The organism is Arthrobacter sp. G.S.26, from assembly GCF_050847375.1.
Classification (GTDB): domain Bacteria; phylum Actinomycetota; class Actinomycetes; order Actinomycetales; family Micrococcaceae; genus Arthrobacter.
Genome location: NZ_CP193752.1, coordinates 856,461 through 879,939, shown reverse-complemented (window position 1 = coordinate 879,939; position 23,479 = coordinate 856,461). Strand labels below are relative to the sequence as shown.

Here is a 23,479-nt window from a genome sequence, read left to right as displayed (position 1 = left end):
GTTGGACTGATGTCCCTCATTCGCGCGCTCAGCAAGGACTTGGCCGCCCGCACCGATGACTCGCTGCGGGCGCTGTTTGCGGCGCGGCCGGACCTTATCTCCCCGGGCGTCCCGGATTTCGCCGCGCTGGCGGCCCGGGCCAGTGCGCGGGTCAGCGTCCAGCGGGCGCTGGAACGGCTTAACCGGCCGCAGATGCAGGTCCTGGAAACCCTCCACCTGTGCACCAACACGGACACCGGCCACAGCGCGTCCGCCGCGGGGCTCCGCAAACTCATCACCGGGTCCACCGCCGCCACCGTCGACGGCATCCTGGCCACCCTGCAGGAAATGGCGCTGGTCCACCGGGCAGCCCCACCGTCCGGAACCGCCGCCGGGCCGGCAAAACACCGGTTTTACCTGCCTGTGGGCTCCTTGAAGGACGTGGTGGGGATTTACCCGGCCGGGCTCGGCCGCAGCTACACGGAACTGGTCCGGCTCCAGCCCGCGTTTGCGCAGCGCGCCGTTCAGCTGGTTTCCGAACTGCACCGCAGCGGTGCGGACATCCACGATGCCACCACCCCCATGGAAGCAGCTCTGGCCCTGCAACATTGGACGTCATCGCCGGAGGGACTGCACCATATCCTCGCAGGGGCACCGGCAAGGACCACGGCGTTGCTCGCCAGGTTCCGGAACTGGGCCATGGGCGCCGTCCCCCAGGCGCAACGCAAGGCGTCGATCACCACCGAGGGTGCCGACGTCGGGCCCGTGGACTGGCTGCTGGCCCGCGGCCTGCTGGTGCCCCTGGACGCGGCGCATGTGGAACTGCCGCACAGCGTGGGCACGTCGCTGCGCGGCGGTGTGGTTATCGACGACTTCAGCCTTACCCCGCCCCGCCCCGAGCTTGGCCGGACCACCGCCGCGTTGCGCAGGAACGCTGCCCTCAGCGCCATCTCGGAGACCCTGCGCCTGGTGGGCGAGCTGCTGCACGCCGTTGGCGAACAGCCGTTGGCAACCCTGCGCAGCGGCGGCGTGGGCGTCCGCGAAACCCGCAGGCTGAGCGAGGTGCTGCGCCTTGACCAGACCCGGGCGGGGGTGCTGCTGGAACTGTGCGCCCTGGCGGGCCTGATCCGGCTGGACGTGGACACCAGTTCCTGGGTGCGCCCGGCGGACCTCGAATGGCTCCTTGTGCCCCGGCAGGAGCAATGGTTGTGGCTGGTCAACGCCTGGCTGGCCAGCGAGCGGGTGCCCTCCCTGGTGGGCCAGCCCGGCGCCGGGCCCGCAACGGGCCACCGCGCCCCGGGCGGCGGTGCCATCGTGGCGCTCTCCGCCGAGGCGCAGCGCCCCGACGCCCCGGTGGTGCGCAAACGGATCCTGGAAATCCTGAAGGAGCTCACCGACGAGGCAGGGGCGCCGGACGGAACGGCGCCCGTGCTGGACGCAGTCGCGGTCCTCCAGCGCGCCGAATGGTCGCAGCCCAGGATGGCCCGGCGCTTCAGCTCCCTGATCCGCGGCGTCCTCGCCGAAGCCGAGCTCCTGGGCCTGGTGGGATCCGGCGCGTTGACCCAGCTGGGCAGTGCCGTGGCGGCGGACCAGCAGGACGATGCGCTGGACATCCTGGGCGAGCACCTGCCCGCGGCACTGAACCACGTGCTGCTCCAGGCCGACCTGACCGCCGTTGCCCCCGGCTACCTGGCACCGGCCCTGACGGAGCAGCTCCTGCTGATGGCCGACGCCGAGGGCCAAGGACCTGCAGGGATCTACCGCTTTTCGGCCGGGTCCATCCGCCGGGCCCTGGACAACGGTTTTGATGCCGCCGGGCTGCTCGCCTTCCTCCGCGAGCACTCGGCCACTGCCGTGCCCCAGCCGTTGGAGTACCTCGTGGCGGACACGGCATCCCGGCATGGCAGGCTCCAAGTGGGGCCCGCCGCCAGCTTCATCCAAAGCGACGACGAGGCCGCCCTGCAGGAGCTCCTCTCCGGCCCCCGCGCGGTCGCCCTGGGCCTGGCCCGGATCGCCCCCACGGTGCTGGTGGCCTCCGTGGCTCCCCGGGAAGCCGCGCAGGCCCTCCGCAGCCTGGGCCTCTCCCCCGCGGTGGATAACGGGGACGGGCCAGCGTTGCGGCTCCGGCGGACCACCGCGCCGCAGGAGAACGGCCGCCCGGTCTATTCCGCGCCGCGGACCGCGCCCCCGGCTGAGGACGTGGAGGCGCAACTGGCCGTGCTGCGGCAGGTGGGGGCCGCCGTCGGCAACGGAACATCCGGTGCCGGCGCATCCGGCAACGGGCACTCCGGCGAGGTGGCCACCCAGCTGGGGCTTGAGGCGCTGCAGCGGGCCATCCGGCTCAAGCAGAAAATCAGCATGAACGTGGTGGACAGCCTGGGGAATGCCAACCTGGAAATTGTTGTTCCGCTATCCGTAAGCGGCGGCCGGGTCCGGGTGTTTGACCCTGCCAGGGAAACAGAACGGGTCCTGTCCGTCCACCGCATCATCGATATCGAGGCCGCAGGGGAACTGCGCCAGTAAAGGACCCCCGTGAACGACGGACCCCTGATCGTCCAGAGTGATAAAACCATCCTCCTGGAGGTGGACCACGAGCTCGCCACCGAAGCCCGGCACGCGATCGCGCCCTTCGCGGAACTGGAACGCGCCCCGGAACACGTCCACAGCTACCGGCTCACCCCGCTGGGCCTGTGGAATGCGCGGGCCGCGGGCCTGGACGCCGAACGGGTCCTGGATACGCTGCTGAAGTACTCCCGGTTCCCGGTACCGCATTCGTTGCTGGTGGATGTGGCCGAAACCATGTCCCGGTACGGCCGGTTGCGGCTGGAAAAGGACCCCCAGCACGGCCTGGTGATGCGCACCGACGACTATCCGGTCCTGGAGGAAGTGATCAGGGCCAAAAAGATCCAGCCCCTGCTGGGCCCCCGGATCGACGGCGAAACCGTTGTGGTGCACGCCTCCCAGCGGGGCCAGCTGAAGCAGCTGCTGCTGAAGATCGGCTGGCCTGCGGAAGACCTGGCCGGCTACGTGGACGGCACCCCGCACCTGATTGCGCTCAAGGAAGAGGGTTGGCAGCTGCGGCCCTACCAGCAGCAGGCCAGCGAAAACTTCTGGTCCGGCGGCAGTGGAGTGGTGGTGCTGCCTTGCGGCGCCGGGAAAACCATTGTGGGCGCAGCGGCGATGGCCACCGGCTGCACCACCACCTTGATCCTCGTGACCAACACGGTGGCTGCCCGGCAGTGGAAGGACGAACTGCTCAAACGCACCACCCTGACTGAGGATGAGATCGGCGAATATTCCGGTGCCGTCAAGGAGGTCCGGCCGGTCACCATCGCCACCTACCAGGTCCTCACGCTCAAGCGCGGCGGCCTGTACCCGCACCTTGAGCTGGTGGACGGCCACGACTGGGGCCTGATCATCTACGACGAGGTCCACCTGCTGCCCGCCCCGATCTTCCGGATGACGGCGGACCTGCAGGCCAGGCGCCGGCTGGGCCTGACCGCCACGCTGGTCCGTGAGGACGGCCGCGAGGGTGAGGTTTTCAGCCTGATCGGCCCCAAACGCTACGACGCGCCGTGGAAGGACATCGAGTCGCAGGGCTACATCGCGTCGGCGGACTGCGTGGAGGTCCGCGTGGACCTGCCCCACGACGAACGGGTGGCCTACGCCATGGCCGAGGACGCGGACAAGTACCGGCTGTGCTCCACGTCAGAGTCCAAGACCCTGGTGGTGGAGCGCCTGGTGGAAAAGCACCGCGACGAACAGCTCCTGGTAATCGGACAGTACATCGACCAGCTGGACGAGATCGGCGAGCGCCTGGCCGCCCCGGTGATCAAGGGCGACACGACCGTGAAGGAACGCCAGAAGCTGTTCGACGCGTTCCGGGCCGGGGAGGTCAGGACCCTGGTGGTGTCCAAGGTGGCCAACTTCTCCATCGACCTTCCGGAGGCCTCCGTGGCCATCCAGGTGTCCGGCTCCTTCGGCTCGCGCCAGGAGGAAGCGCAGCGGCTGGGCCGGTTGCTGCGGCCCAAGAAGGATGGCCGGGCCGCCCGCTTCTACTCCCTGGTGGCCAGGGACACCCTGGACCAGGAGTTCGCCGCCAAACGGCAGCGGTTCCTGGCCGAGCAGGGGTACGCCTACCGCATCCTCGATGCCAAGGATGCGGACCGGCCGGGCTGATCCCTAGGTGACACTTTCGTTGCTGTCCCGCTCCATGGTGCCGGTCCGCGGATCGAACTGCGGACGTTCGTAGGCCAGTTCGCCGCCGCTCCGGCCGCCGTGCGGGCGCCCATGGTCCGCGAATTCCTCCCGGAAAAACGCCAGGCACCATTGCCCCATCTGGATCCGCGCGCCGGTGCGGAGCACTGACGGGCCGGTTCCGGACACGCTGCCGCTGACGCTGCCGTGCGGCACCAGGATGTACTCGTCCCGGCCGTCATGGACCACCTCGGCGTGCAGCCCGTCGAGCCCTTCGAGCAGGAGCCCGGAACCGGGGTCGCTGCCGATGCTCAGCGATTCCTGGTCCAGGGTCACCTCGCGGGGGACCTGGCCGGTCCAGCTGGCCGCGTCCTGGACAAAGATCAGCCGGGGCCGGCCACTGCCCCGGGTGTAGTGGGTGGTGGTGATCCGGCGGGTGATGTTCCGCCGGACCGTGGGGAGCAACGGCAGCGGGGTGGCAGGTGGCAGCAGGGGCACACCCGCGGCCTTGCGCCGGCCCTGCCGGGCAAGCGGCATCAACGCGCCCAGCTTTCCCAGCTTGATGTTGGCGCTGCGGGTGACGAGCCGCTGTGTCGCGGGGCTGTTCACCGCCCCCAGGCTCAGGATGGTCCCGTCCGGACCGGCCAGCGTCACACTCACGCCTTTGCCGGCCAGCATGTCGGCGAACGGCCGGACGTCATCCAAGGACGGCAGCCCGCCGCCGCCCACCGGCGCCAGGCTGTCCAGGGATACCGTCACTTCCGTGCCGGCCGCACGGGCAGTCCCGTTGGTGACGGTGCCTGCCCCGTCCGTGTAGGAAAAGTCCACGTCGATATCCAGGCGGTACTCGGCCATAACCGTCAGCTGCGGTTCAGATCGGACCCGGCGGCGTCCTTGTCGCTGGTGGTGACTCTGAGGCTGCCGTTGAGTTTCCACGTTGCCCGGGGCGCGTCCGGTCCGATGTCGCGGGGTACCTCCACGGTCATGTCCACAAACTGGTAGTTGATCGCGGCGCCCTTGCCGGTCAGGTAGGACCACATTTCCTCGGCCAGGTCAGCCCAGTCGCGGATGCTGCGGTCAGTGGCGCCGTTGCTTTCGGTGGCACTTCCATCGGTCATGGTGTTTCGTCCCCTTCGGTTGGGCAGGAAATCTATCTGATGTTGCCTCAAAGAATGCTGGGACGTGCCGGCAGCCGGATTCACCGGCCCCTGACCGGACGGGCCCAACACCCCTCACTGTATTCCTGACCCGGGGCAGGGGGAATACGTCCGGCGGTGAACGTTCCGGGGCGGATTTGCGTTCCCGGCCGGCGCTTCAGCCCGCCTCTTTCCGGGGTTCCCGACGGCGGAACCCGCCCGGGTGCCGCAGGCCGCCTGTCCGCCCTGCCGCGCAGGCCCGGCGTGGGTCCGCCCCGCCGGCGCACCCACGGGATGGATCGTGCACACTGGAGGCATGACGACTGCAAAGACCCCACTGGTCCCCCTGCCCGGGCAGGAGTCCGTCTGGGACTACCCCCGGCCGCCACGGGTGGAACCCAGCAGCGAAAGGATCCGCATCTTCCTGGGCGGGGCCCTGATCCTGGACACGTCGGACTCCCTCCGGGTCCTGGAGACAAGCCACCCGCCCGTCTACTACTTCCCGGCGTCGGCGTTTGTGCCGGGTGCGCTGGAACCGGCCCCAGGCAGCAGCTTCTGCGAATTCAAGGGCGCTGCCCGGTACCTGACCGTCCGCGGCAGGGATGCCGCCGCGGAGGGCGCCGCCTGGTTTTATCCGGAGCCCGTGGCCGGCTACGCGGCGCTGGCCGGCCATGTGGCGCTCTACCCTGGCCGGATGGACAGCTGCGAAGTCGACGGCGAGCGCGTCAGGCCGCAGGCCGGCGGCTTCTACGGCGGCTGGATCACGGACCGGGTGGTGGGCCCGTTCAAAGGTGAGCCGGGGACCATGGGCTGGTAAATACGCCGGCCCGCGGCGCCGCAAGGCCGGCTACCAGCCGGCGTCCAGTGCGCCCAGGATAAAGCGGGCCATCTCCAACCGGCCTGCCACGAGGTCATCCAGCCCGGGCGTGGGCGGCCCGCCCAGGCGGTCAAACGGCAGCACCCCCAACCCGCTGAACAGGGCCAGCGCCGCCACCATCCCGTGCCGGACCTCCGACGGTACCGGCTCCGCACCGGCGTCGGACATTCCTTCGCAGTAGGCCTCCCCGCACAGCGGGGCGAGGCGGTGCAGCTGGTCGCCGGACAGGTCCCCGGAGTTCACACGGCCGGCCAGCAGCTGGGCGAGGTCGAAGCCTGCGGGGCCGCGGCCGAAGTTTCCCCAGTCCACCACGGCGAACCCGGTCCGGCTGCCGTTCGCTGCGGGACGGCGCAGCATCAGGTTCTGCGGGCTCGCATCACCGTGGACGGGGAGCTGCGGCAGTGCCACCAGCCCGTCCATCAGGTCCCAGCAGTCGTCCGCGAGCCGGCGCAGGCCGGTGATGACCGCTTCGTCAGCGGCCCCGGTAACCGCCGGATGCTGCCAGATGTCATTGCCCTGGATCATCGGGATCAGCAGTTGGGACCCCACGCCTTCCAGGTAGAACCGGAGGCGGAGGATCGTGGTGGCGTCCGCCACCTGCGCCACGCACGCGGCTACTTCCGGGCTGCCGGAGATCCTGCCGAGGGCGTACGCTGCGTCAGCGTACGCCGCATCGGACCAGTTGGCAGCGGCACCGGCGGCGTCCGCCATCCAGATCAAGGTCCGCTGTGGGTCGATTTCGGTGATGAGATACGCGTCGGGCATCCAGGCGACGTCCGGCAAGGCCGCTGCCAGGCCGGAGGCGTAGGCCTGCGCTTCCGTGCGCCACGGGTAGCGCAGGCCGAGCTGTTCGCGGAGGTCCGGGGGCACCACGTCGATGCCTGACCACAGCAGCGGCGACTGCGTGAGCTTGACGACGACGCTGAAGGGCTGGTCGCCGGGACGACCGTCGCCCGCGTGTGCCCGTGCCGTGCCGGTGATCCGCCACAGCCCGCCCGTGGTCATGTTGGCGCCGGGCGGGGTGATGCTTTCCGCCTGCACTTCCGCCAGGTCCGTGACGCTGCGCCGGAGGGACGTTGCGGCGACGGCGGGAAGGTCGGCTTCCAGCAATGCGGGTATCCGGTGGTCCGGGCCGGCCGGCTTTATGCCATCCATCTACGTCCCCTTGCATAGTGGGGCGCCAGTGTATCGCCGCCGGCTCCTTGGTGGAAGAGTGGAAGACCAACGGGTCCGGCTCCCACCTGCCTTCCACCGTGCATCCAGACAACTCCCAGTGTCTGGGAGCATGATGGGAACATGAACAAGACCGGCCCGGAGGCTAAGCTCCTCGTTGTGGATGACGAACCCAACATCCGTGAACTGCTGTCCACGTCCCTGCGGTTCGCCGGGTTCGAGGTGGTCTCGGCTGCCAACGGCCGCGATGCCCTGGCAGCAGCCGAAGCGCACGCGCCGGACCTCGCCGTCCTGGACGTTATGCTGCCCGACATGGACGGCTTCACCGTCACCCGGCGGCTCCGGGCCTCCGGAAAGCACTTCCCCGTGCTGTTCCTCACGGCCAAGGACGATACGGAAGACAAGGTCACGGGCCTTACGGTGGGCGGGGACGACTACGTCACCAAGCCTTTCAGCCTGGATGAAGTGGTGGCGCGGATCCGCGCTGTCCTGCGCCGGACTCAGCCCACCCTCGATGACGACGACGCCGTCATCCGCGTGGACGACCTGGAGCTCGACGACGACGCCCACGAGGTGCGGCGCGGCGGCACCGTGATCGAACTGTCCCCCACCGAATTCAAGCTCCTGCGCTACCTCATGCTGAACCCCAACCGGGTGCTGTCGAAGTCCCAGATCCTGGACCACGTCTGGGAGTACAACTTCAACGGCGACGCCTCGATTGTTGAGTCCTACATCTCCTACCTGCGCCGCAAGGTGGACCTCGACCCGGAGGCGCCGGCACTGATCCAGACCAAACGCGGCGTGGGCTACGTGCTCCGGACGGCCGAAAAGCGCTGACCTTGGTACAGCGATGGAAATCGGCGTCCCTGCGGTCCCAGCTGGTGGCCATCATCATGGGCCTGCTGGTGGTGGCGCTGACCGTCACCGGCGCCGTGACGCTGACCCTGATGCACAGCTACCTGCAGGGCCAGGTGGACGACAAACTGAATGCCGCTGTCGCCCTCGCCGGCAAGCAGCAGTCGTTCAGCCAGCTGCAGGCCCCCACCAATCCCAGCGTCCCCACTGACTATTCGCTCATCCTCTACCGGGACCAGCAGGATCCTTATCCGCTCGGCGGGGATAAGCAGAACCATCCTGACATCCAGGACATCTCCGCAGCCCAGGCCGAAGCCCGGAACCGGGTTCCGTTCCAGGTGCGCGGCACCGACGGGGAAAACTGGCGCGTGGTCGCCGTCAACGTTGTCCTGAACAACAGCGAGAAAGGCGTCGTTGTCATCGGGCTGCCGCTGCAGAGCGTCGACGATGTCCTCAGCCACGTGACCCTGGTGGTGACAGGCGTGGGCCTGCTGACCCTGCTGCTGGCATCGCTGATCGGCAGCTGGACGGTGAGCCGGTCCTTCCGGCCGCTGGCCCGGGTGGAGAAGACGGCAGCCGCCATCGCCGCCGGTGACCTGGCCCGGCGCGTGGAAGTGGACAACCCCCACACGGAGTTGGGCAGGCTGGGCAGTTCCCTGAATGCCATGCTGGCCCACATCGAGACTGCCTTCGCTGCGCGGACGGCATCGGAAGCGAAAATGCGCCGGTTCGCCGCCGACGCCTCCCACGAGCTCCGCACCCCGCTGGTGACCATCCGCGGCTTCTCCGAGCTGTACCGGCACGGCGCCCTGACCACACCCGAGGACGTCTCCACAGCCATGGGCCGGATCGAAAGTGAAGCCAAGCGGATGGGCTCCATGGTGGAGGACCTGCTGCTGCTGGCCCGGCTGGACGAGCAACGCCCGCTGCAGGAAAAGCCCGTGGATCTCCAGCTGATAGCCCACGACGCCGTGGTGGACACCCAGGCCAGCGACCGGTCGAGGGTGGTTTCGCTCACCGGGATCGACGGCGGCCCTGCGGCCCCGGCCCCGGCGCTGGGGGACGAAGCCAAACTCCGCCAGGTGGTGGGGAACCTCGTAGGCAACGCCATGCGCTACACGCCCGATGGCAGTCCTATTGAACTCGCCGTGGGCGTCCGCACCGTTGATGGCCGGCCGGCCTCCGTCATTGAGGTGCGGGACCATGGTCCGGGCATCTCCGCCGAGGACGCCGGCAAAGTTTTCCAGCGGTTCTACCGCGCGGACACCTCCCGCACCCGCGAAACCGGCGGGAGCGGCCTGGGCCTGGCCATCGTGGCAGCGATCGTGGGCTCCCACGGCGGTTCGGTGCGGGTGACGGATACCGACGGCGGCGGGGCAACCCTGGTGGTCAGCCTCCCCTTCCGCGAGGACGCTCCGGCCGCGGGCCCCGACGCGTCAGGCGACGGGGCAGCGGACGCCCGCGCAGCGGGCAGCGACGACGGGGTTGTCCACATACAGCGCTAGTCCCGTGGCGGTGCCCCGGTGGCGTCCGTAGGCTCGATTGCAGCAGCCCGGACCTTCCGGGCAGGGCACGTGCCCGCTGGAGCGAAAGGCCCCGCCATGAGCATCATCTCCGTCGATACCGAACTTCTCCAGGTGAAATCCGCTTCCGTCCAGGCCACCGTTGAACGGATCAGCGCAGACGTCCACGCCATGAAGAGCGGACTGGACGAGCTGCAGGGTTCGTGGCGGGGCGCCGCCGCCACCAGTTTCCAGGCGCTGATCACCGAGTGGACCCTGACGCAGGGCCGGGTGGAAGCTTCGCTGGCGTCCATCAACAGTGCCCTGGCGTCCGCCGCCGCCACGTATGCCCAGGCCGAGCAAGGCAACACGCAGCGGTTCGGCTGAGCCCGCGGTTCGGCGGAGCTTTCGGTTGGGCGAAGCTGTCGGTTCGGCGAAGCTTTCGGTTCGGTGCAGCTTTCGGCTCGACTGGGCGAAGCTTTCGGTTCGGTGCAGCCCTGTGGCGCCGGGGTCCGGTGACGGAGGTGCACTGCGCGCTCAGGCCTCAGGGGTGCCTTGGTGGAACCGCAGCCGCCAGCGGGCGCCGTCCAGCACCCAGAGTGAGCTCCGGAGGGTAGTGCCTGCGCGGCCGAAGCTCCGGTAGGTCAGCAGGACCGAGGTGTCTTCGATCCGGTCGGCTGACAGGATTTCAATGTCGGTCCGCTCCCCCGGATCCTCCTCCAGCGCCATCATCATGGCATCCCGGGTCCACATCCGCCCCGAGCTGCCGATCTCCACAAAGTCGGGGTGCAGCAGCACAGCTGTCCGGCCTATGTCGCCGCGGACCAGCGGGCCCAGAAGCTCGCGCTCCAGTTCCTCCACGATCGCCTCAGGGGCACCGGCGCCGCCGGCGGCCTGCGCGGGCTCTGCAGTGTCAAAGGCCTCGGCGGCCAGTTCGCTGAACAGGTCCGGCGCATCGTAGCCGGGTTCCAGCCGCGGCCGGGCACCCGGTCGGGCGGACCCGGCAGCTGGTGCCGCGCTGTGTGGATCCACCGATACACGTGGTTCCACCCCGGCGCCAACCACTGCCGTTCCTGGGTAGCCCGAGTCCGGAAAACCGGGTCCGCTGCGGGGCGCCACACCTTGCTGGAACGCCGTCGCAGCTGCCCGGGCACGATCGTCGGCGGCCTCGTTGAGGTCGTGGCCGGCGTGCCCCTTGACCCATTCAAACCTGTATTTCCGGCCTGCGAGTTCCCGGTCCAGGTCCTTCAGGAGGTCCACATTCAGCACTGGCTTGCCGTCGGCCTTGCGCCAGCCTTTGCGCTTCCAGCCCGGCATCCACTTGGTGATTGAGTTGATGACGTACTGGCTGTCGCAGAGGATGTGCAGGTCCTCGCCAGGCAGGTGCGCCGTGGCGCGGAACAGGTCCAGCACCGCCATCAGTTCGCCCTGGTTGTTGGTGCCATGCGGCCAGCCACCAGCCCGCCAGCAGTCGTCATCCACGTACCAGGCCCATCCGGCGGGGCCGGGATTTCCCAAAGCCGAACCGTCAGCCGCTGCAGTAATCGTCACCGGTCCATCCTGCCAGAGAGCCAGGACATTCCCGATTCCGGGCGGCATGGTGCCGTTCCGATTCCGGGCACACCGCACTCTGCTGACCCCTGATGCAGGCACGTTCTTCGCATTTTTCGGAAAGCGGTTACCGAAAAAGTCTTGACGAGACCCCCGCGGTGGGAAACAATCACTTCTACAACCTGAGAAAACGTTTTCTCATGCGGAGTGAAATGAATGTCCCGCTCCCAGGGAAACGTGCAGACCATCACCAGGAAGGTTCATCAATGACGATCCCTACCAGCCTCGGCAGGCGCTTCCGGCTCGGCGCAGCCGCCGTGGCCTTCTCCATCCTTGCAACCGGCTGCGGTGCCGCCGGAAGCTCCAACAGCGACGAAGTGACCTTGCGCTTTGCCTGGTGGGGCAACGAGTACCTGAACGCCCAGACCGAAAAGGTCATCGCCGCTTTCGAAGCCGAACACCCGAACATCAACATCGAATCCGAACCCGGCGAATGGGGCGGCTACTGGGACAAGCTGGCTACCAAGACGGCCGCCAACGATGCCCCTGACGTCATCCAGATGGACCAGAAGTACATCGCAGAGTACGGCGGCCGCGGCGCCCTCCTGGACCTCGCCAAGCAGGACGGCATCGACACCGGAAAACTGGACAAGGAAGCCCTGGCCTCCGGCCAGTACGACGGGTCGCAATACGGGCTCAGCACCGGCCAGAACGCCTACGTGATCATGGCCAACACCAAGGTCTTCGAAGCCGCCAACGTCCCGATCCCCGATGACGCCACCTGGACCTGGGACGACTTTATGGACACGGCAGCGAAAATCAGCGCGTCCGGCGACGGCAAGACCTATGGCGCCGCCTACGGCAGCAACGAGGCGGACCTGATCATTTGGCTCCGGCAGCACGGCGAAGCCCTGTATTCCGCTGATGGAAAGCTGGACTTCGACACCGCAACCGCCGCCTCCTTCTGGGAACGGCTGAAGGAACAGCGCGATTCGAAGGCCAGCCCACCGGCCACGGTGGCGACGGAGGACTCAGGGGCCGGCCTGGAGGAAAGCCTCTTCGGCACCAACCGCGTAGGCATGGCCTGGTGGTGGACCAACCAGCTGGGTTCCCTTGAAGCCACTACCGGGGGCAGCATCAAGATGCTCCGGGCCCCCAGCACGGACGGCTCCTCGGCGGACAATGGCATGTACTACAAGCCCACCATGTTCTGGTCCGCGTCGTCCCGATCCAAGCACCCGGCCGAGGCCGCGACGTTCATCAATTACCTGACCAACAACCCTGAAGCCGGCAAGATCCTGATGACGGACCGCGGCGTGCCCACCAACACGGACATCGTCCAGGCCATCACCCCGGACCTGAAGCCGGCCGATACCACGGTGGTGTCCTTCCTGAAGGACATCTCCCCGGACATCAAAGCCGCGCCCGCCGTTCCGCCCGTCGGCGCCGGCAGCGTCCAGAACGTCATCAAGCGCTTCACTGACGAGGTGCTGTATGACCGGCTTAGCCCGTCAGCTGCAGCCGAAGGCTTCCGGAAGGAAGTTGACGAAATGCTTTCCAGCGCACGTAAGTAAAAGTCCACACACAAAAGCGGCCCCCTCCGAGGAGGGGGCCGCTTTGGTGTACGGCGGGACTGGTCCCGGCGAAGGGGTGGCTAGAAGCCGCCCATGCCGCCCATGTCGTCGCCGCCGCCTGCGGGGGCGGGGTTCTTCTCGGGCTTGTCAGCAACAACTGCCTCGGTGGTGAGGAACAGACCGGCGATGGAGGCCGCGTTCTGCAGTGCAGAGCGGGTCACCTTGACGGGGTCGTTGATGCCGGCTGCCAGCAGGTCGACGTATTCGCCGGTGGCTGCGTTCAGGCCGTGGCCTGCGGGCAGGCCACGGACCTTGTCGACTACAACGCCCGGCTCGAGGCCGGCGTTGAAGGCGATCTGCTTCAGCGGGGCGTCGATGGCAACGCGGACGATGTTGGCGCCCGTTGCTTCGTCGCCGGAGAGCTGCAGGTTGGCGAACGCCTTGGCGCCGGCCTGGATGAGGGCGACGCCGCCACCGGCGACGATGCCTTCTTCAACGGCTGCCTTGGCGTTACGCACGGCATCTTCGATGCGGTGCTTGCGCTCCTTGAGCTCAACTTCGGTAGCGGCACCGGCCTTGATGACTGCAACGCCGCCGGCCAGCTTGGCCAGGCGTTCCTGCAGCTTCTCGCGGTCGTAGTCCGAATCGGAGTTTTCGATCTCGGAACGGATCTGGGCAACGCGGCCGGCAATCTGGTCGGCGTCGCCTGCACCCTCAACGATGGTGGTCTCGTCCTTGGTGACAACAACCTTGCGTGCCTGGCCCAGGAGTTCAAGGCCTGCAGTTTCGAGCTTGAGGCCAACCTCTTCGGAGATGACCTGGCCGCCGGTGAGGACGGCGATGTCGGCCAGCTGGGCCTTGCGGCGGTCGCCGAAGCCCGGAGCCTTGACGGCGACTGACTTGAAGGTGCCGCGGATCTTGTTCACGATCAGCGTGGCCAGGGCCTCGCCTTCGATGTCCTCGGCGATGATCAGCAGCGACTTGTTGGACTGCATGACCTTTTCGAGGACAGCAACCAGTTCCTTGACGTTGGAGATCTTGGAGTTGACGATCAGGATGTACGGGTCCTCGAGGACCGTTTCCTGGCGCTCTGCGTCAGTGACGAAGTACGCGGAAATGTAGCCCTTGTCGAAGCGCATGCCTTCGGTGAGCTCGAGTTCCAGGCCGAAGGTGTTGGATTCCTCGACCGTGATGACGCCTTCCTTGCCCACCTTGTCCAGGGCTTCGGCAATCAGCGCACCGATTTCGTCGTCACCGGCAGAGATCGATGCCGTGGCAGCGATTTCTTCCTTGGTTTCGATTTCCTTGGCGGAGTTCAGCAGCTCGGCAGTAACTGCCTCGACTGCCTTCTCGATGCCGCGCTTGAGGGAGAGCGGGTCGGCGCCGGCGGCAACGTTGCGCAGGCCTTCCTTGACCAGTGCCTGTGCCAGCACGGTGGCGGTGGTGGTACCGTCGCCAGCGACGTCGTCCGTCTTCTTGGCAACTTCCTTGACCAGCTCTGCGCCGATCTTCTCGTAAGGATCGTCCAGCTCGATCTCCTTGGCGATGGAAACACCATCGTTGGTGATCGTGGGGGCGCCCCACTTCTTTTCGAGGACGACGTTGCGTCCACGCGGGCCGAGGGTGACCTTAACGGCGTCGGCGAGGATGTTCAGGCCCCGCTCAAGGCCGCGGCGTGCCTCTTCATCAAATGCAATGATCTTGGCCATAACGGCAGTAGTCCTTTCGGGGACAGACGTTAAGAATGAACCTTCGCTGCGGTGCCCGCGACGGACGACCTTTCGCCGGTGGCCTCTGTATGCCCCCGGGTCCGGGTCTCACTTCAGGAAGGTGTTTCTCTCGCTCCGAATCCGGCGCCAGGCGCTGCCGGCCGGAACCGGACATCGCTTAGCAGTCGATACGTCAGAGTGCTAACTCAATAATTAGCACTCTCCACGTGTGAGTGCAAGCGAATGAAGCCCTGTTCCGCTCTGCGCAAAGAGGCGTGGGACGGTGCCTTAGCTCCCGGCCCGGCCCGCCGTCTCGGTGCCTGAGGCTGCCGGCACGTTGTCGTCGCCGTACCTGAACACGCTGTAGGTGGCAGCGGTGATGTCCCCGTTGGCGTCGAAGGCAACCGGCCCTGACTCGCCGTTGTAATTGATCCCCGGGCCCGAACCCGCTGCCGGAAGGCAATCCGCGTAGGAAAGGCAAGGCGTCACCGCCGGAGCCGTCGCGGTTGCCTCGGTTGTTCCGCCGGAGACGGCGATCAGGTTGGCGGCGATGGATGCGCCGGAGTCGTCGTCCGCCTTGGCTGCAGCCAGCACGGCCAGGGTGACGGCGTCGAAGGTTTCGGCGGCGAAGGAGACGTCTTTGAGGTCCGGCGCCACTGCCAGCAGCCTGGCCTGGAAGGCGGGCGTGGGCAGCTTGCCGGGGACCAGGGCGCGGGCCCCGGTCAGTGCTTTGGGGGCCAGCGCGGAACCGTACCTGGCGAAGGCGCCGTCGCTGAGGATGAGGCGCGTGCCGGGAACCCCCGCCTTGGCCAGTTCCTGCAGGGCCCCTTCCGCGCCGTCACGTGCGATGAGGATTACGGCTCCCGGGGCCGCGGCGCCGGCTGCTGCCGCCGCACTGCGTGCCTCTCCGGGTTTGAACGCGGTGTTGGCCACCACGTCCAGGCCGGCCTGGCGGGCCGCTTCCGCAGCGGCAGTGGCCACGTCCTTGCCGTAGGCGCTGTCCTGGTACAGCACCGAAACTGTGGTGGCGCCGCCGTCCCCGGCGAGTTTGGCGAGCAGCGGGCCCTGGGCAACGTCCGCGGCCGCGGTGCGGAAGTAATAACCGCCGCTGTCGATGGCGGTGAGGCCTGCAGCCGTGTTGGCGGGCGAGATGAGTGGCGTGCGTGCACGGGAGAGCACATCGATGGCTTCGGCGGCATGGCTCGAATCGGTAGGCCCGATGACCACGTCCGCTTCGGATTCCACCAGCCGGTGGGCCTGGGCTGCCGTGTCCTGCCCCGCCGTGGCAGGCAGGAGTTCCACCTGCCGGGCCTTGAGCCCGCCGGCGGCGTTGATTTCCTTGACTGCCAGCCTGGCCGCGGCCTGCTGGGAATCGTTGAGGTAGCTTCCGTCGCCGGTGTTGTCCAGGATAAGGCCCACCCGCAGGACGCCGTCACCGGAAGCAGCGGCCGTGGCGGCCCCATCGGTGCGGGCGTTGCCGGTCATCCCGGAGCATGATGCCAACGCCATGGAGGCGCCCACCATCAGCGCCAGGGTCAGCGGAAAACGGCGGGTCGCGGGAATGCCCATCACCCTGCGGGCCGGACGTTATCGGCCTGCGGGCCCTTTTCGCCTTCGCCCACGTCGAGTTCCACGCGCTGGCCTTCGTCCAGGGCCCGGTAGCCTTCCCCCTGGATGGCGGACCAGTGGACAAAGACGTCATCGCCGGACCCGTCCACGGTGATGAAGCCGTAGCCCTTCTCCGCGTTGAACCACTTGACGGTTCCCTGTGCCATGCTGACCCACCCATTTTTCCATTGGGCCCGTCAGCGGCGCCGCGTAGGGCACCGGATCCGGACCAAGCCTGAAATGTCACTCTAGCCAATGTCCGGCCGCTGCCGCTGGCGCCGGTCGGGGCTGCCGGGAATAGTTATTCGGGCGTGACCGGACGGGCGTTACTGGAAACCGGGGCCCACCACAACCACCAGCGGCACCTGGAATTCGGTGCTGCTCACCACTGTGGGGATGTCCAGGAGGACTGCGAGCGCCTGCGCATTGGCCTGCTGCTCGGCTCCTGCATAGAAGATGACGGAGCCCTGCTGCGGGGCACCGGCCCAGTTGCCAACCTGGCCCAGCTGCCAGCCATCGGACTGCACGGTGGCGCCAACACTGGTGGCCAGCCCTGCGATACCGGCGGCGTTATAGACGGCCACGGGCTGGGTCTTGTCAGCGGCCGCTGCGGTGGTTGCCGGGGCGCTGGGCTCCTGCGATGCACCGGCGGCGGGTCCCCCGGTGCTGGCCGGAGCGGGTTCCGCGGACGGCGAGGTGGTGTCCCCGGGTGCTACGGCCGACGGAGCGTCAGTCCCTGCAAGCGGCGCTTCCTGGCTGGTGCCTGCCTGGCTGCCGGGACCGGTGAAACCGAGTTTGGGGAGGACCAGGAAGGACACCAGTCCGATGGCCAACGCGGCGATTCCCACGGCCAAAATGGGCCACAACCGCGTCCGGGACGGGGCCGTTGCCGTTCGGTGGACACCTTGGCGGGACGCGGTCTGGGGAACCTTGTCGAATTCGTCGCGGGCGTATTTGGTCATGGGAAATGACATCCTTGCTGGTCGCTGCTGGCGTCCTGGCGGGGGCGACTATGCGTCGGACCCCAGGCGCCGCGCGGTACGGGCGCGGTGACGGGACGTACGTAGTCTACGCAATCTCTTCACCAGCATGGGATCGTGCGCCAGCGCATCCTCGCTGTCGATCAGGGCGTTGAGCAGCTGGTAGTAGTGGGTGGCGGAGAGGTCAAACAGTTCCCGGATGGCCTGTTCCTTGGCCCCGGCGTACTTCCACCACTGCCGTTCCAGGGCCAGCATCCGCTGTTCACGCTCGCCCAGGGGCGAGTCCCGGAGCGTGAAATCCGCCAGTGGAGAGGTCCGCGGCTCCTGCGCAGGCACGTGTTCGTGTGCTGGTTCCGCCACGGCGCACTCCTTCGCTGGTTGCAGTCAATGTCCACCCCCATGGTACGGACGAATAACAGGCTTGTCATTTGCTCCGGTGGATGGTCCGGAGCCGTGAAGGGCCCGCCCGGGCCACAACATAGCGGGCGGTCCTGCCACAATGGGACGGTGGCTGAAACCGACGCACTTTTCGACCTGGACCCGGAGCCCGCGGATGCCGGCGGCTTTGCCGCCCTGGTGGATCGCCCCCTGCCCGGGCTGATGGCACCGGACTGGGCGGCGGCACTGGCCGGGGTGGAGGACGAACTCCGGAGCGTCCTGCGCTTCCTTGCCGCCGAAGCCGGGGCCGGGCACCCGGTCCTGCCGGCGCCGTCGAACATCCTGCGCGCCTTCCGCCAACCGTTGGCGGACGTCAGGGTCCTCATCATGGGCCAGGACCCGTATCCAACGCCCGGGCACGCTGTGGGGTTGTCCTTCGCGGTGGACCGCCGCACCCGTCCCATCCCCCGAAGCCTGGCCAACATCTACCGTGAGCTGGAGGCCGACCTGGGCCTTCCGCCGCGGGTCCACGGCGACCTGGCAGCCTGGGCGGGCCAGGGCGTCCTGCTCCTGAACCGGGTCCTGTCCGTGCGGGCCGGGACTGCAGGGTCGCACCGGGGCAAAGGCTGGGAGGCGGTCACGACGGCGGCCGTCACCGCAGTGGCGGGGCGCACCGCAGCGGACGGGACGCCGACGCCGTTGGTCGCGGTGCTGTGGGGCAAGGACGCGGAGGGGATCCGGCCGCTCCTGGGCGGCACACCCGTGGTCGCCAGCGCCCACCCCAGCCCACTCTCCGCGTCCCGCGGGTTTTTCGGTTCCCGGCCGTTCAGTGCCGTGAACCGGCTGCTGCAGGAGCAGGGCGCTCCGGGCGTAACCTGGGAGCTCCCGCCGGCGCCCTAGCTTAGGCTTGCCTTATGAGCACCGTTCCCGCTGCCACCAGCGCCACCAAAAAAAGCCGTCCGCAGATCACCCTGGAGGTGGTGCGACGGGAGCAACTGTCCCCGCACATGGTGCGGATCGTCGCCGGCGGGGACGGGTTCGCGGATTTTGTGAACAACGGGTTTGTGGACCGCTACGTCAAGATCGCGTTCCCCCAGCCGGGCGTTGCCTACCCCGCGCCCTTGGACCTGTGGACCATCCGGGAAACCATGCCGCGCGAACAGTGGCCCTTCACGCGGACGTACACCCTCCGCTGGGTGGACCCGGCGGCACGTGAACTGGCTATCGACTTCGTGGTGCACGGGGACGAGGGCCTGGCCGGGCCCTGGGCCGCTACGGCCGAACCAGGGGACACCCTCACGTTCACGGGCCCGGGCGGCGCGTACAACCCGGACCCGGAGGCCGACTGGTACCTGTTTGCCGGCGATGAGGCGGCCCTGCCGGCCATTGCCGCGAGCATTGAGTCCCTGCCGGCTGACGCCGTGGGCCTGGCCTTCCTTGAGGTGGAGTCCGACGCCGGAATCCAGCCCATCGCCGCGCCGGCCGGCGTTACGGTGGCCTGGCTGGCCCGCAACGGCGCAGCCGCCGGCGACCAGGGCCTCCTGGTCGCGGCGGTTGCCGGGGCGCAGTGGCCTGCCGGCACCGTTGACGTCTTCGCCCACGGCGAGCGGGGTGCCATGAAGGCCCTGCGGGAAATCTTTTTTGTCCAACGTGGCCTGGAACGCCGGCAGGTGTCGCTGTCCGGCTACTGGGCCCGGGGCCGGGTGGAAGACGAATTCCAGGCGGAAAAGAAACTGCCCGTTGGCCAGATCTGACTTGCAGCACCGCCGGGCGGTCCTGTCAGCGCCGCCGGGCGCGGCGCCGTTCGTTGCTGGCCAGGCTGCGGGTCAGCGGCCGGGCCAGCGTGTCGCCCAGGACGATGCCCCCGGCGGTCCCCAGCACGATCGCACCGGCGCTGAGCATGCCGCCGGCGCCCAGCAGGACCTGGGTTTCCTCCACGGTGAGGACGTACATGGACCGGAAGATGGTCAGCCCTGGCAGCAGGATCAGGGCCGCGGGTACGGCCACCACCAGCTGGGGCGCCCCCAGCCGCAGGGCCACCACCCGGGCCAGCAGTCCGATGACCACTGCGGCGAGCGCGGGTGAGAACCTGTCGCCGATACCCAGCTGGTCGCTGCCCAGCAGCACCAGGTACCCGGCCACACCCACCGCGGCGGTGGGCAGCAGCAATTGCCAGCTGGTCTGCTCCGTAATGCCGATGGCGATGACGGCCACGGCCACAAAAAGGACCAGGACCCACAGGTCGTAGGCCGGGGGGAAGGTCTGCGTGACGTCGATCCGCTGCATCCCGGTCAGCTCCCCCACCACAAAGGCCACGGCTATGCCGGCCACAATGGCACTGAAGGTCAGGAGGGTGGACAGGAACCGCCCGGCGGCTGTGACCGGGAAGCCGTTGATGGCATCCTGCACCGACGAAACCAGCCTGCCTGTAGGCAGGAGCAGCAGGATCCCGCCCACCACCACGATGGCCGGTGAGGTGGTCAGGCCGAATTGCCACAGGGTCAGGGCCAGCATTGTCACCACAAACGAGCTGCTGGCGGTGATGAAGAAGTCCGGGACGCGCCACCGCCCCAGCTGGCGGGCGAGCAGGCTGATGGCGATGTTGGCCACAAACGCGATGGCGGACGAGACCGGTCCCCCGCCCAGCACACCAACAAAGACGGCGGCAAACACGCCGAATGCCGTGGTGACCATCCAGCGCGGGAACGGTTTGGGGTTGGTGATGATCCCGTTCAGCCGCCGGATGGCCTCGTCGCGGCCCACTCCCCCGGCCACGATGTCCGTTACCAGCTGATGGACCCTGGCCAGGCCGGCGTAGTTGTTGGTCCAGGACCGCACCACGCGCAGCAGTGCGATGGGGGTCTGGTCCTTGGGCGCGTAGTTGATGCCCACCGACTGGTTGGTGATGTCCACTTCAATGTTTTTCAGGCCCAGCGCCGCCGTGACGGCGATGATGCTGGTTTCCACTTCGAGGGCTCCTGCGCCGTACCGGAACATGGTTTCGGCCAGGTGCAGGGCGAAGTCCAGTGTTTTGCGGGCGGAGGTGTCAACACCACCCACCTGGATGGTGGGGTTGGCGTAGGGGCTGCCCGCCAGCCTGTCCACGATGCTCAGCGGCGCGGTGGGCGGGTTCTCGCCCTGCACCAGGCGCCGCAGCATCCGTTTGGCGGCGGCGTCCTGCCGCAGCTGGGCAGCGGTCAACGCTTGAGTCTTGGGCAGGCCGTCAGTGTGCGGCCGTGCGCCGGGGTGTCCTGGCCGGTCGGTCATGGTCCCCTCCTCCCGGTTGCGGTGTTCGGTGTTCGGTATCTGGTGTGTCAGGAGCGGCGCAGCGGTAGGCGGGCCACAAGCGTGCGGGCGGTGGCCGCGGCTTTTCGGGCGGCGGCTGCTGCCGTACGCCCGGTGGTCGCGGCCTGCCGGGCCAGCCGGTTGGCATGGAACACCGCCGGCCGGACCGGAAGGACAAAGTCGCCTACCAGCTGGACCACTTCGCCGCCGAAGCCCTTCTTGAATTCATAACCGCCGTGGCCTTCCTGGTCTTCCCCGGAAATGCCGAACGTGCCATAGAAGTTGTACCGCGGATACCCCTTCTCCAAAGCGTGCAGCATCATGCCCCAGTACAGGGACGTGGCGCCGTTGAAGTAGATGTAGTCCTGGACGGTGCCGCCGATCACGCACACCACCTCGTCCGCGTAGCAGATGAAGTGGATCGCGGCCACGGTGGCAACGCCCACGGAGTCCGGGAAGCGTTCAATGTCCTTGAGGCTGCGTTCGTAGCTGTCCACAAGGTCCTGGACCACTTTGAGCCGGTTGGCCTTCTTTTTGCTGCCGGTCTCCTCCACTTCACGACGGAGGCCATCGGCGGTGGCCGATTCGGCGGCGAGGCGTTCCGTGATGGATTTGCGGTACGCCGGGATGTCGATTTTGGCCATCATGAGTTTGGTGAACTCAGGGTTCGTGGTGCGGAGCAGGTTTTCGTAATACGCGCGTTCGCGGTAAACGAAGCCCTTGCCATCGCCCGCGGTGCTTAGCGCGCCGTAGAAGTCGTCCAGGGTCTCCAGCGTGGCCTGCTCCAGGAAGACGCCGTTCTTTTCCGCCTTGCGGATGGCTTTCCGGGTCCGGTAACTGGTGCCCATGATCAGTTCCTCGGCGTCGGCCGCGGCGGTAAGGTCCTTGACGAACATCCAGTTCACGTTGACGAAGTTCATCTCCAGTCCCTGGTGCGCGAAGCCGAGCCTGCCCAGGCGGGCCAGCAGCGGCCGGTTGTCCAGGACCTCAGGATGCTCCGCGCCGTCCTCGTCGCGGGCCACGTATTTCAGGTTCGGTGAGATGCGCAGTTCCGCTGCCTTGCGTTCGGTGGCGCGTTGGCGGAGGAGCCCGACGACGGCGGGCAGCAAGTCGGGGTCGGTGTAGTCAAACAGGGGTCCCTTGGCGCATTCCAGGACGGTGTAGCCCAACCGGGTGGTGGTGGTGTTGAGCTTTCCGGCAGCGACGAGTTCGCCGTTCCGGCGGGCGCCGAACAGTTCCACCTGCTGGCCGCGGGCGCGCTGGAAGCGGGCGAAGTCCACGGACTGGAGGAAGCTGTTCTGGGGGTGGGCCAGCGCGAAGGCCTCGAACTCGTCGTCGCTGAGGAGGGCGAACTCAAGGTCGGTGGTGTGCTGTGCGTTCACGGGATTACCTTCTTCGGTGCGTTTCGCTGTCCTGGCGTGCGGGACGTGCAGGACGGTGTCCCGGGACCTGGCAGGTGCCGGGGCTGGTCAGTAGGACTGCTCGTCAGTAGAACTGTTGGCCGGTGCGGGCGGTCTCGAGGCGGCGGAACACTTTTTCGCCACCGCGCACCCATAGCCGGTGCTTCAGCGGAGACAGGATGTAGTCGTGGCAGCCCACAAAATCGGTGACCGATTTGGTGAAGCTGGTTTTGAACATTCCCATGCCGTGGAGGTTGTGGGTCTTGTCCTTGATGCGCGCTGCGGGCGGGGTACCGCAGAAGTCGTACTCCGTGCAGCCCAGGTCCTGCATGTGGCGGATGGCCGTCCACTGGACCAGGTGCGAGTCGCCGTACTGCTTGCGGTCCTGCAGGGATCCGCCGTCCTTGTACGTGGCCTTGGCGCCGTAGTTGATGACAAAGGCCCCCACACTGGGTTTGCCGCCCTCATAGGCGAAGAAGAAACTGCCCTGCCCGCGGCTGCAGAACTCGTCCCAGAACCGGGTGTAATAGTCGTAGCTGCGCAGCGGCATGGACCCCTTCGCCTTCACGGTGTCGGCCATGAGGTCGTAGAGGGCGCGGTACGTCTCCGGACCGGCTTCGCGGCGCAGTACTTCGCAGCCTTCCCGCTCCGCCCGGCGGACAGCATTGCGGGCCCGGGAGGTGATGGCCTTGAGGACCGTCTCGCTGTCCGCGGAGATGTCCAGCAGGGCGGTGGAGTCATTCGATTGGATGTTGGGCGCCTTGACCAGTCCGGCGGCGCCCAGGTGCGCCTGGGCGTCATCGGTGGCAAGGATGTCCGGCTCCACCTTGATGGTGAAGACGTTGAGCTTTTGGGTACGCACCAGCGCCGCACAGGCTTTCAGCGCTGCGGGAAGCTCGGCGGCCCCGCCAAGTCCGGGGCCTTTGATCAGATACCAGAGGCCACCCAGCAGGGGGAAGCGCTTTTCCAGCACCAGGTTGTAACTGGCGGTCCCGGCCGATTCCAGCACCAGGAACAGGACCTTCCAGCCGCTGCCGTTCTTAACCGAAGCGTAGGCCGCCGACTGCAGCATGTTGCCGCCGTCAGGGTTGGCCGTGACGTACTTGTCCCAGTTTTCAATTTCCTCGGCGGTGGCGAATCGTGCGGTGAATTCTCGCAAGGGGGCCGTGTCCAATCTCAGGGTCTGTGCGCGGTTCTGTCTCGTGGCGTGCGTGCGGACATGCAGCATCAAGTCTAAAGCCTGCGGGGGCACCGGCATTGCCCGCCACCTGCCAC

The 23,479-nt window shown here is 67.6% G+C and carries 21 protein-coding genes; 9 read left to right on the top strand and 12 right to left on the bottom strand.

Features of this window, described 5'->3' with window-relative positions; genetic code table 11:
- The first annotated feature begins 9 nt into the window (after positions 1–9).
- Both ACRB8A_RS04060 and ACRB8A_RS04055 read left to right on the top strand, forming a co-directional pair.
- On the top strand, positions 10–2,502 hold the full coding sequence (locus tag ACRB8A_RS04060) for a helicase-associated domain-containing protein (RefSeq protein WP_056596067.1): 2,493 nt from the start codon (positions 10–12) through the stop codon (positions 2,500–2,502).
- A gap of 9 nt (positions 2,503–2,511) precedes the next feature.
- A complete protein-coding gene (locus ACRB8A_RS04055) occupies positions 2,512–4,158 on the top strand; it encodes a DNA repair helicase XPB (RefSeq protein WP_432245647.1) in 1,647 nt (548 codons plus the stop codon).
- A gap of 3 nt (positions 4,159–4,161) precedes the next feature.
- On the opposite strand, the gene ACRB8A_RS04050 is transcribed toward ACRB8A_RS04055, so the two are convergent.
- Both ACRB8A_RS04050 and ACRB8A_RS04045 read right to left on the bottom strand, forming a co-directional pair.
- Positions 4,162–5,031, bottom strand: a complete 870-nt coding sequence (locus tag ACRB8A_RS04050; protein ID WP_056596062.1) for a hypothetical protein — start codon at positions 5,029–5,031, stop codon at positions 4,162–4,164.
- Between the two features lie 5 nt (positions 5,032–5,036).
- Complete coding sequence (locus ACRB8A_RS04045; RefSeq protein ID WP_050686617.1) at positions 5,037–5,294, bottom strand: hypothetical protein; 258 nt, start codon at positions 5,292–5,294, stop codon at positions 5,037–5,039.
- Positions 5,295–5,628: 334 nt separating this feature from the next.
- On the opposite strand from ACRB8A_RS04045, the gene ACRB8A_RS04040 reads away from it, so the two are divergent.
- Positions 5,629–6,129 (top strand): DUF427 domain-containing protein, encoded by a 501-nt coding sequence (locus tag ACRB8A_RS04040; protein WP_432245646.1) that lies wholly within the window; start codon positions 5,629–5,631, stop codon positions 6,127–6,129.
- Between the two features lie 30 nt (positions 6,130–6,159).
- Here ACRB8A_RS04040 and ACRB8A_RS04035 read toward each other — a convergent pair whose 3' ends face one another.
- Positions 6,160–7,344 (bottom strand): phosphotransferase, encoded by a 1,185-nt coding sequence (locus tag ACRB8A_RS04035; protein WP_162242785.1) that lies wholly within the window; start codon positions 7,342–7,344, stop codon positions 6,160–6,162.
- Between the two features lie 141 nt (positions 7,345–7,485).
- On the opposite strand from ACRB8A_RS04035, the gene ACRB8A_RS04030 reads away from it, so the two are divergent.
- The 3 genes from ACRB8A_RS04030 (at position 7,486) to ACRB8A_RS04020 (ending at position 10,106) form a co-directional block, all read left to right on the top strand.
- Positions 7,486–8,199: a response regulator transcription factor gene (locus ACRB8A_RS04030; RefSeq protein ID WP_050686611.1), complete on the top strand. Its 714-nt coding sequence runs from the start codon at positions 7,486–7,488 to the stop codon at positions 8,197–8,199.
- A 2-nt stretch (positions 8,200–8,201) separates the two neighbouring features.
- Positions 8,202–9,722, top strand: coding sequence for an ATP-binding protein (locus tag ACRB8A_RS04025; RefSeq protein WP_432245645.1), 1,521 nt, complete (start codon positions 8,202–8,204; stop codon positions 9,720–9,722).
- Positions 9,723–9,818: 96 nt separating this feature from the next.
- Positions 9,819–10,106, top strand: a complete 288-nt coding sequence (locus ACRB8A_RS04020; protein WP_050686607.1) for a WXG100 family type VII secretion target — start codon at positions 9,819–9,821, stop codon at positions 10,104–10,106.
- Positions 10,107–10,256: 150 nt separating this feature from the next.
- Here the strand turns inward: ACRB8A_RS04020 and ACRB8A_RS04015 are convergent, their stop codons facing one another.
- Positions 10,257–11,270, bottom strand: a complete 1,014-nt coding sequence (locus tag ACRB8A_RS04015; RefSeq protein ID WP_050686648.1) for a ribonuclease HI family protein — start codon at positions 11,268–11,270, stop codon at positions 10,257–10,259.
- A 266-nt stretch (positions 11,271–11,536) separates the two neighbouring features.
- Here ACRB8A_RS04015 and ACRB8A_RS04010 point away from each other — a divergent pair, with 266 nt between their 5' ends.
- Positions 11,537–12,844, top strand: a complete 1,308-nt coding sequence (locus ACRB8A_RS04010) for an ABC transporter substrate-binding protein (RefSeq protein WP_056596056.1) — start codon at positions 11,537–11,539, stop codon at positions 12,842–12,844.
- Positions 12,845–12,924: 80 nt separating this feature from the next.
- Here ACRB8A_RS04010 and groL read toward each other — a convergent pair whose 3' ends face one another.
- From groL to ACRB8A_RS03985, 5 genes are all read right to left on the bottom strand, one after another.
- Positions 12,925–14,553, bottom strand: a complete 1,629-nt coding sequence (gene groL, locus ACRB8A_RS04005) for a chaperonin GroEL (protein WP_432245644.1) — start codon at positions 14,551–14,553, stop codon at positions 12,925–12,927.
- A 288-nt stretch (positions 14,554–14,841) separates the two neighbouring features.
- Positions 14,842–16,122: an ABC transporter substrate-binding protein gene (locus ACRB8A_RS04000; RefSeq protein WP_432245643.1), complete on the bottom strand. Its 1,281-nt coding sequence runs from the start codon at positions 16,120–16,122 to the stop codon at positions 14,842–14,844.
- Positions 16,122–16,328, bottom strand: coding sequence for a cold-shock protein (locus ACRB8A_RS03995; protein ID WP_056596050.1), 207 nt, complete (start codon positions 16,326–16,328; stop codon positions 16,122–16,124). Before ACRB8A_RS03995 ends, ACRB8A_RS04000 begins: the two co-directional genes overlap by 1 nt.
- A 159-nt stretch (positions 16,329–16,487) precedes the next feature.
- Entirely contained in the window at positions 16,488–17,123 is a 636-nt protein-coding gene (locus tag ACRB8A_RS03990) for a LytR C-terminal domain-containing protein (RefSeq protein ID WP_050686597.1), read from the bottom strand.
- A 48-nt stretch (positions 17,124–17,171) separates the two neighbouring features.
- Positions 17,172–17,501, bottom strand: coding sequence for a DUF3263 domain-containing protein (locus ACRB8A_RS03985; RefSeq protein ID WP_050686595.1), 330 nt, complete (start codon positions 17,499–17,501; stop codon positions 17,172–17,174).
- A gap of 147 nt (positions 17,502–17,648) precedes the next feature.
- Here ACRB8A_RS03985 and ACRB8A_RS03980 point away from each other — a divergent pair, with 147 nt between their 5' ends.
- Both ACRB8A_RS03980 and ACRB8A_RS03975 read left to right on the top strand, forming a co-directional pair.
- The gene (locus tag ACRB8A_RS03980) at positions 17,649–18,419 is read left to right on the top strand and encodes a uracil-DNA glycosylase (protein WP_432245642.1); all 771 of its coding nucleotides are present in this window, start codon (positions 17,649–17,651) and stop codon (positions 18,417–18,419) included.
- Positions 18,420–18,433: 14 nt separating this feature from the next.
- Entirely contained in the window at positions 18,434–19,273 is an 840-nt protein-coding gene (locus ACRB8A_RS03975; protein WP_050686592.1) for a siderophore-interacting protein, read from the top strand.
- A 25-nt stretch (positions 19,274–19,298) separates the two neighbouring features.
- On the opposite strand, the gene ACRB8A_RS03970 is transcribed toward ACRB8A_RS03975, so the two are convergent.
- From ACRB8A_RS03970 to ACRB8A_RS03960, 3 genes are all read right to left on the bottom strand, one after another.
- The gene (locus ACRB8A_RS03970) at positions 19,299–20,786 is read right to left on the bottom strand and encodes a threonine/serine ThrE exporter family protein (RefSeq protein WP_050686590.1); all 1,488 of its coding nucleotides are present in this window, start codon (positions 20,784–20,786) and stop codon (positions 19,299–19,301) included.
- Positions 20,787–20,833: 47 nt separating this feature from the next.
- On the bottom strand, positions 20,834–22,186 hold the full coding sequence (locus tag ACRB8A_RS03965; protein ID WP_056596043.1) for a peptidoglycan bridge formation glycyltransferase FemA/FemB family protein: 1,353 nt from the start codon (positions 22,184–22,186) through the stop codon (positions 20,834–20,836).
- A gap of 103 nt (positions 22,187–22,289) precedes the next feature.
- A complete protein-coding gene (locus ACRB8A_RS03960) occupies positions 22,290–23,363 on the bottom strand; it encodes a lipid II:glycine glycyltransferase FemX (protein ID WP_432245641.1) in 1,074 nt (357 codons plus the stop codon).
- Positions 23,364–23,479 lie beyond the last annotated feature (116 nt).

Bases quoted from the DNA above. Each gene is read 5' to 3' on its own strand.
- ACRB8A_RS03975 (WP_050686592.1), top strand. From the start codon at position 18,434: ATGAGCACCGTTCCCGCTGCCACCAGCGCCACCAAAAAAAGCCGTCCG.
- ACRB8A_RS04000 (WP_432245643.1), bottom strand. From the start codon at position 16,122: ATGGGCATTCCCGCGACCCGCCGTTTTCCGCTGACCCTGGCGCTGATG.
- ACRB8A_RS03995 (WP_056596050.1), bottom strand. From the start codon at position 16,328: ATGGCACAGGGAACCGTCAAGTGGTTCAACGCGGAGAAGGGCTACGGC.
- groL (WP_432245644.1), bottom strand. From the start codon at position 14,553: ATGGCCAAGATCATTGCATTTGATGAAGAGGCACGCCGCGGCCTTGAG.
- ACRB8A_RS04040 (WP_432245646.1), top strand. From the start codon at position 5,629: ATGACGACTGCAAAGACCCCACTGGTCCCCCTGCCCGGGCAGGAGTCC.
- ACRB8A_RS04050 (WP_056596062.1), bottom strand. From the start codon at position 5,031: ATGGCCGAGTACCGCCTGGATATCGACGTGGACTTTTCCTACACGGAC.
- ACRB8A_RS04010 (WP_056596056.1), top strand. From the start codon at position 11,537: ATGACGATCCCTACCAGCCTCGGCAGGCGCTTCCGGCTCGGCGCAGCC.
- ACRB8A_RS03970 (WP_050686590.1), bottom strand. From the start codon at position 20,786: ATGACCGACCGGCCAGGACACCCCGGCGCACGGCCGCACACTGACGGC.
- ACRB8A_RS04035 (WP_162242785.1), bottom strand. From the start codon at position 7,344: ATGGATGGCATAAAGCCGGCCGGCCCGGACCACCGGATACCCGCATTG.
- ACRB8A_RS04030 (WP_050686611.1), top strand. From the start codon at position 7,486: ATGAACAAGACCGGCCCGGAGGCTAAGCTCCTCGTTGTGGATGACGAA.
- ACRB8A_RS04060 (WP_056596067.1), top strand. From the start codon at position 10: ATGTCCCTCATTCGCGCGCTCAGCAAGGACTTGGCCGCCCGCACCGAT.
- ACRB8A_RS04020 (WP_050686607.1), top strand. From the start codon at position 9,819: ATGAGCATCATCTCCGTCGATACCGAACTTCTCCAGGTGAAATCCGCT.
- ACRB8A_RS04045 (WP_050686617.1), bottom strand. From the start codon at position 5,294: ATGACCGATGGAAGTGCCACCGAAAGCAACGGCGCCACTGACCGCAGC.
- ACRB8A_RS03990 (WP_050686597.1), bottom strand. From the start codon at position 17,123: ATGACCAAATACGCCCGCGACGAATTCGACAAGGTTCCCCAGACCGCG.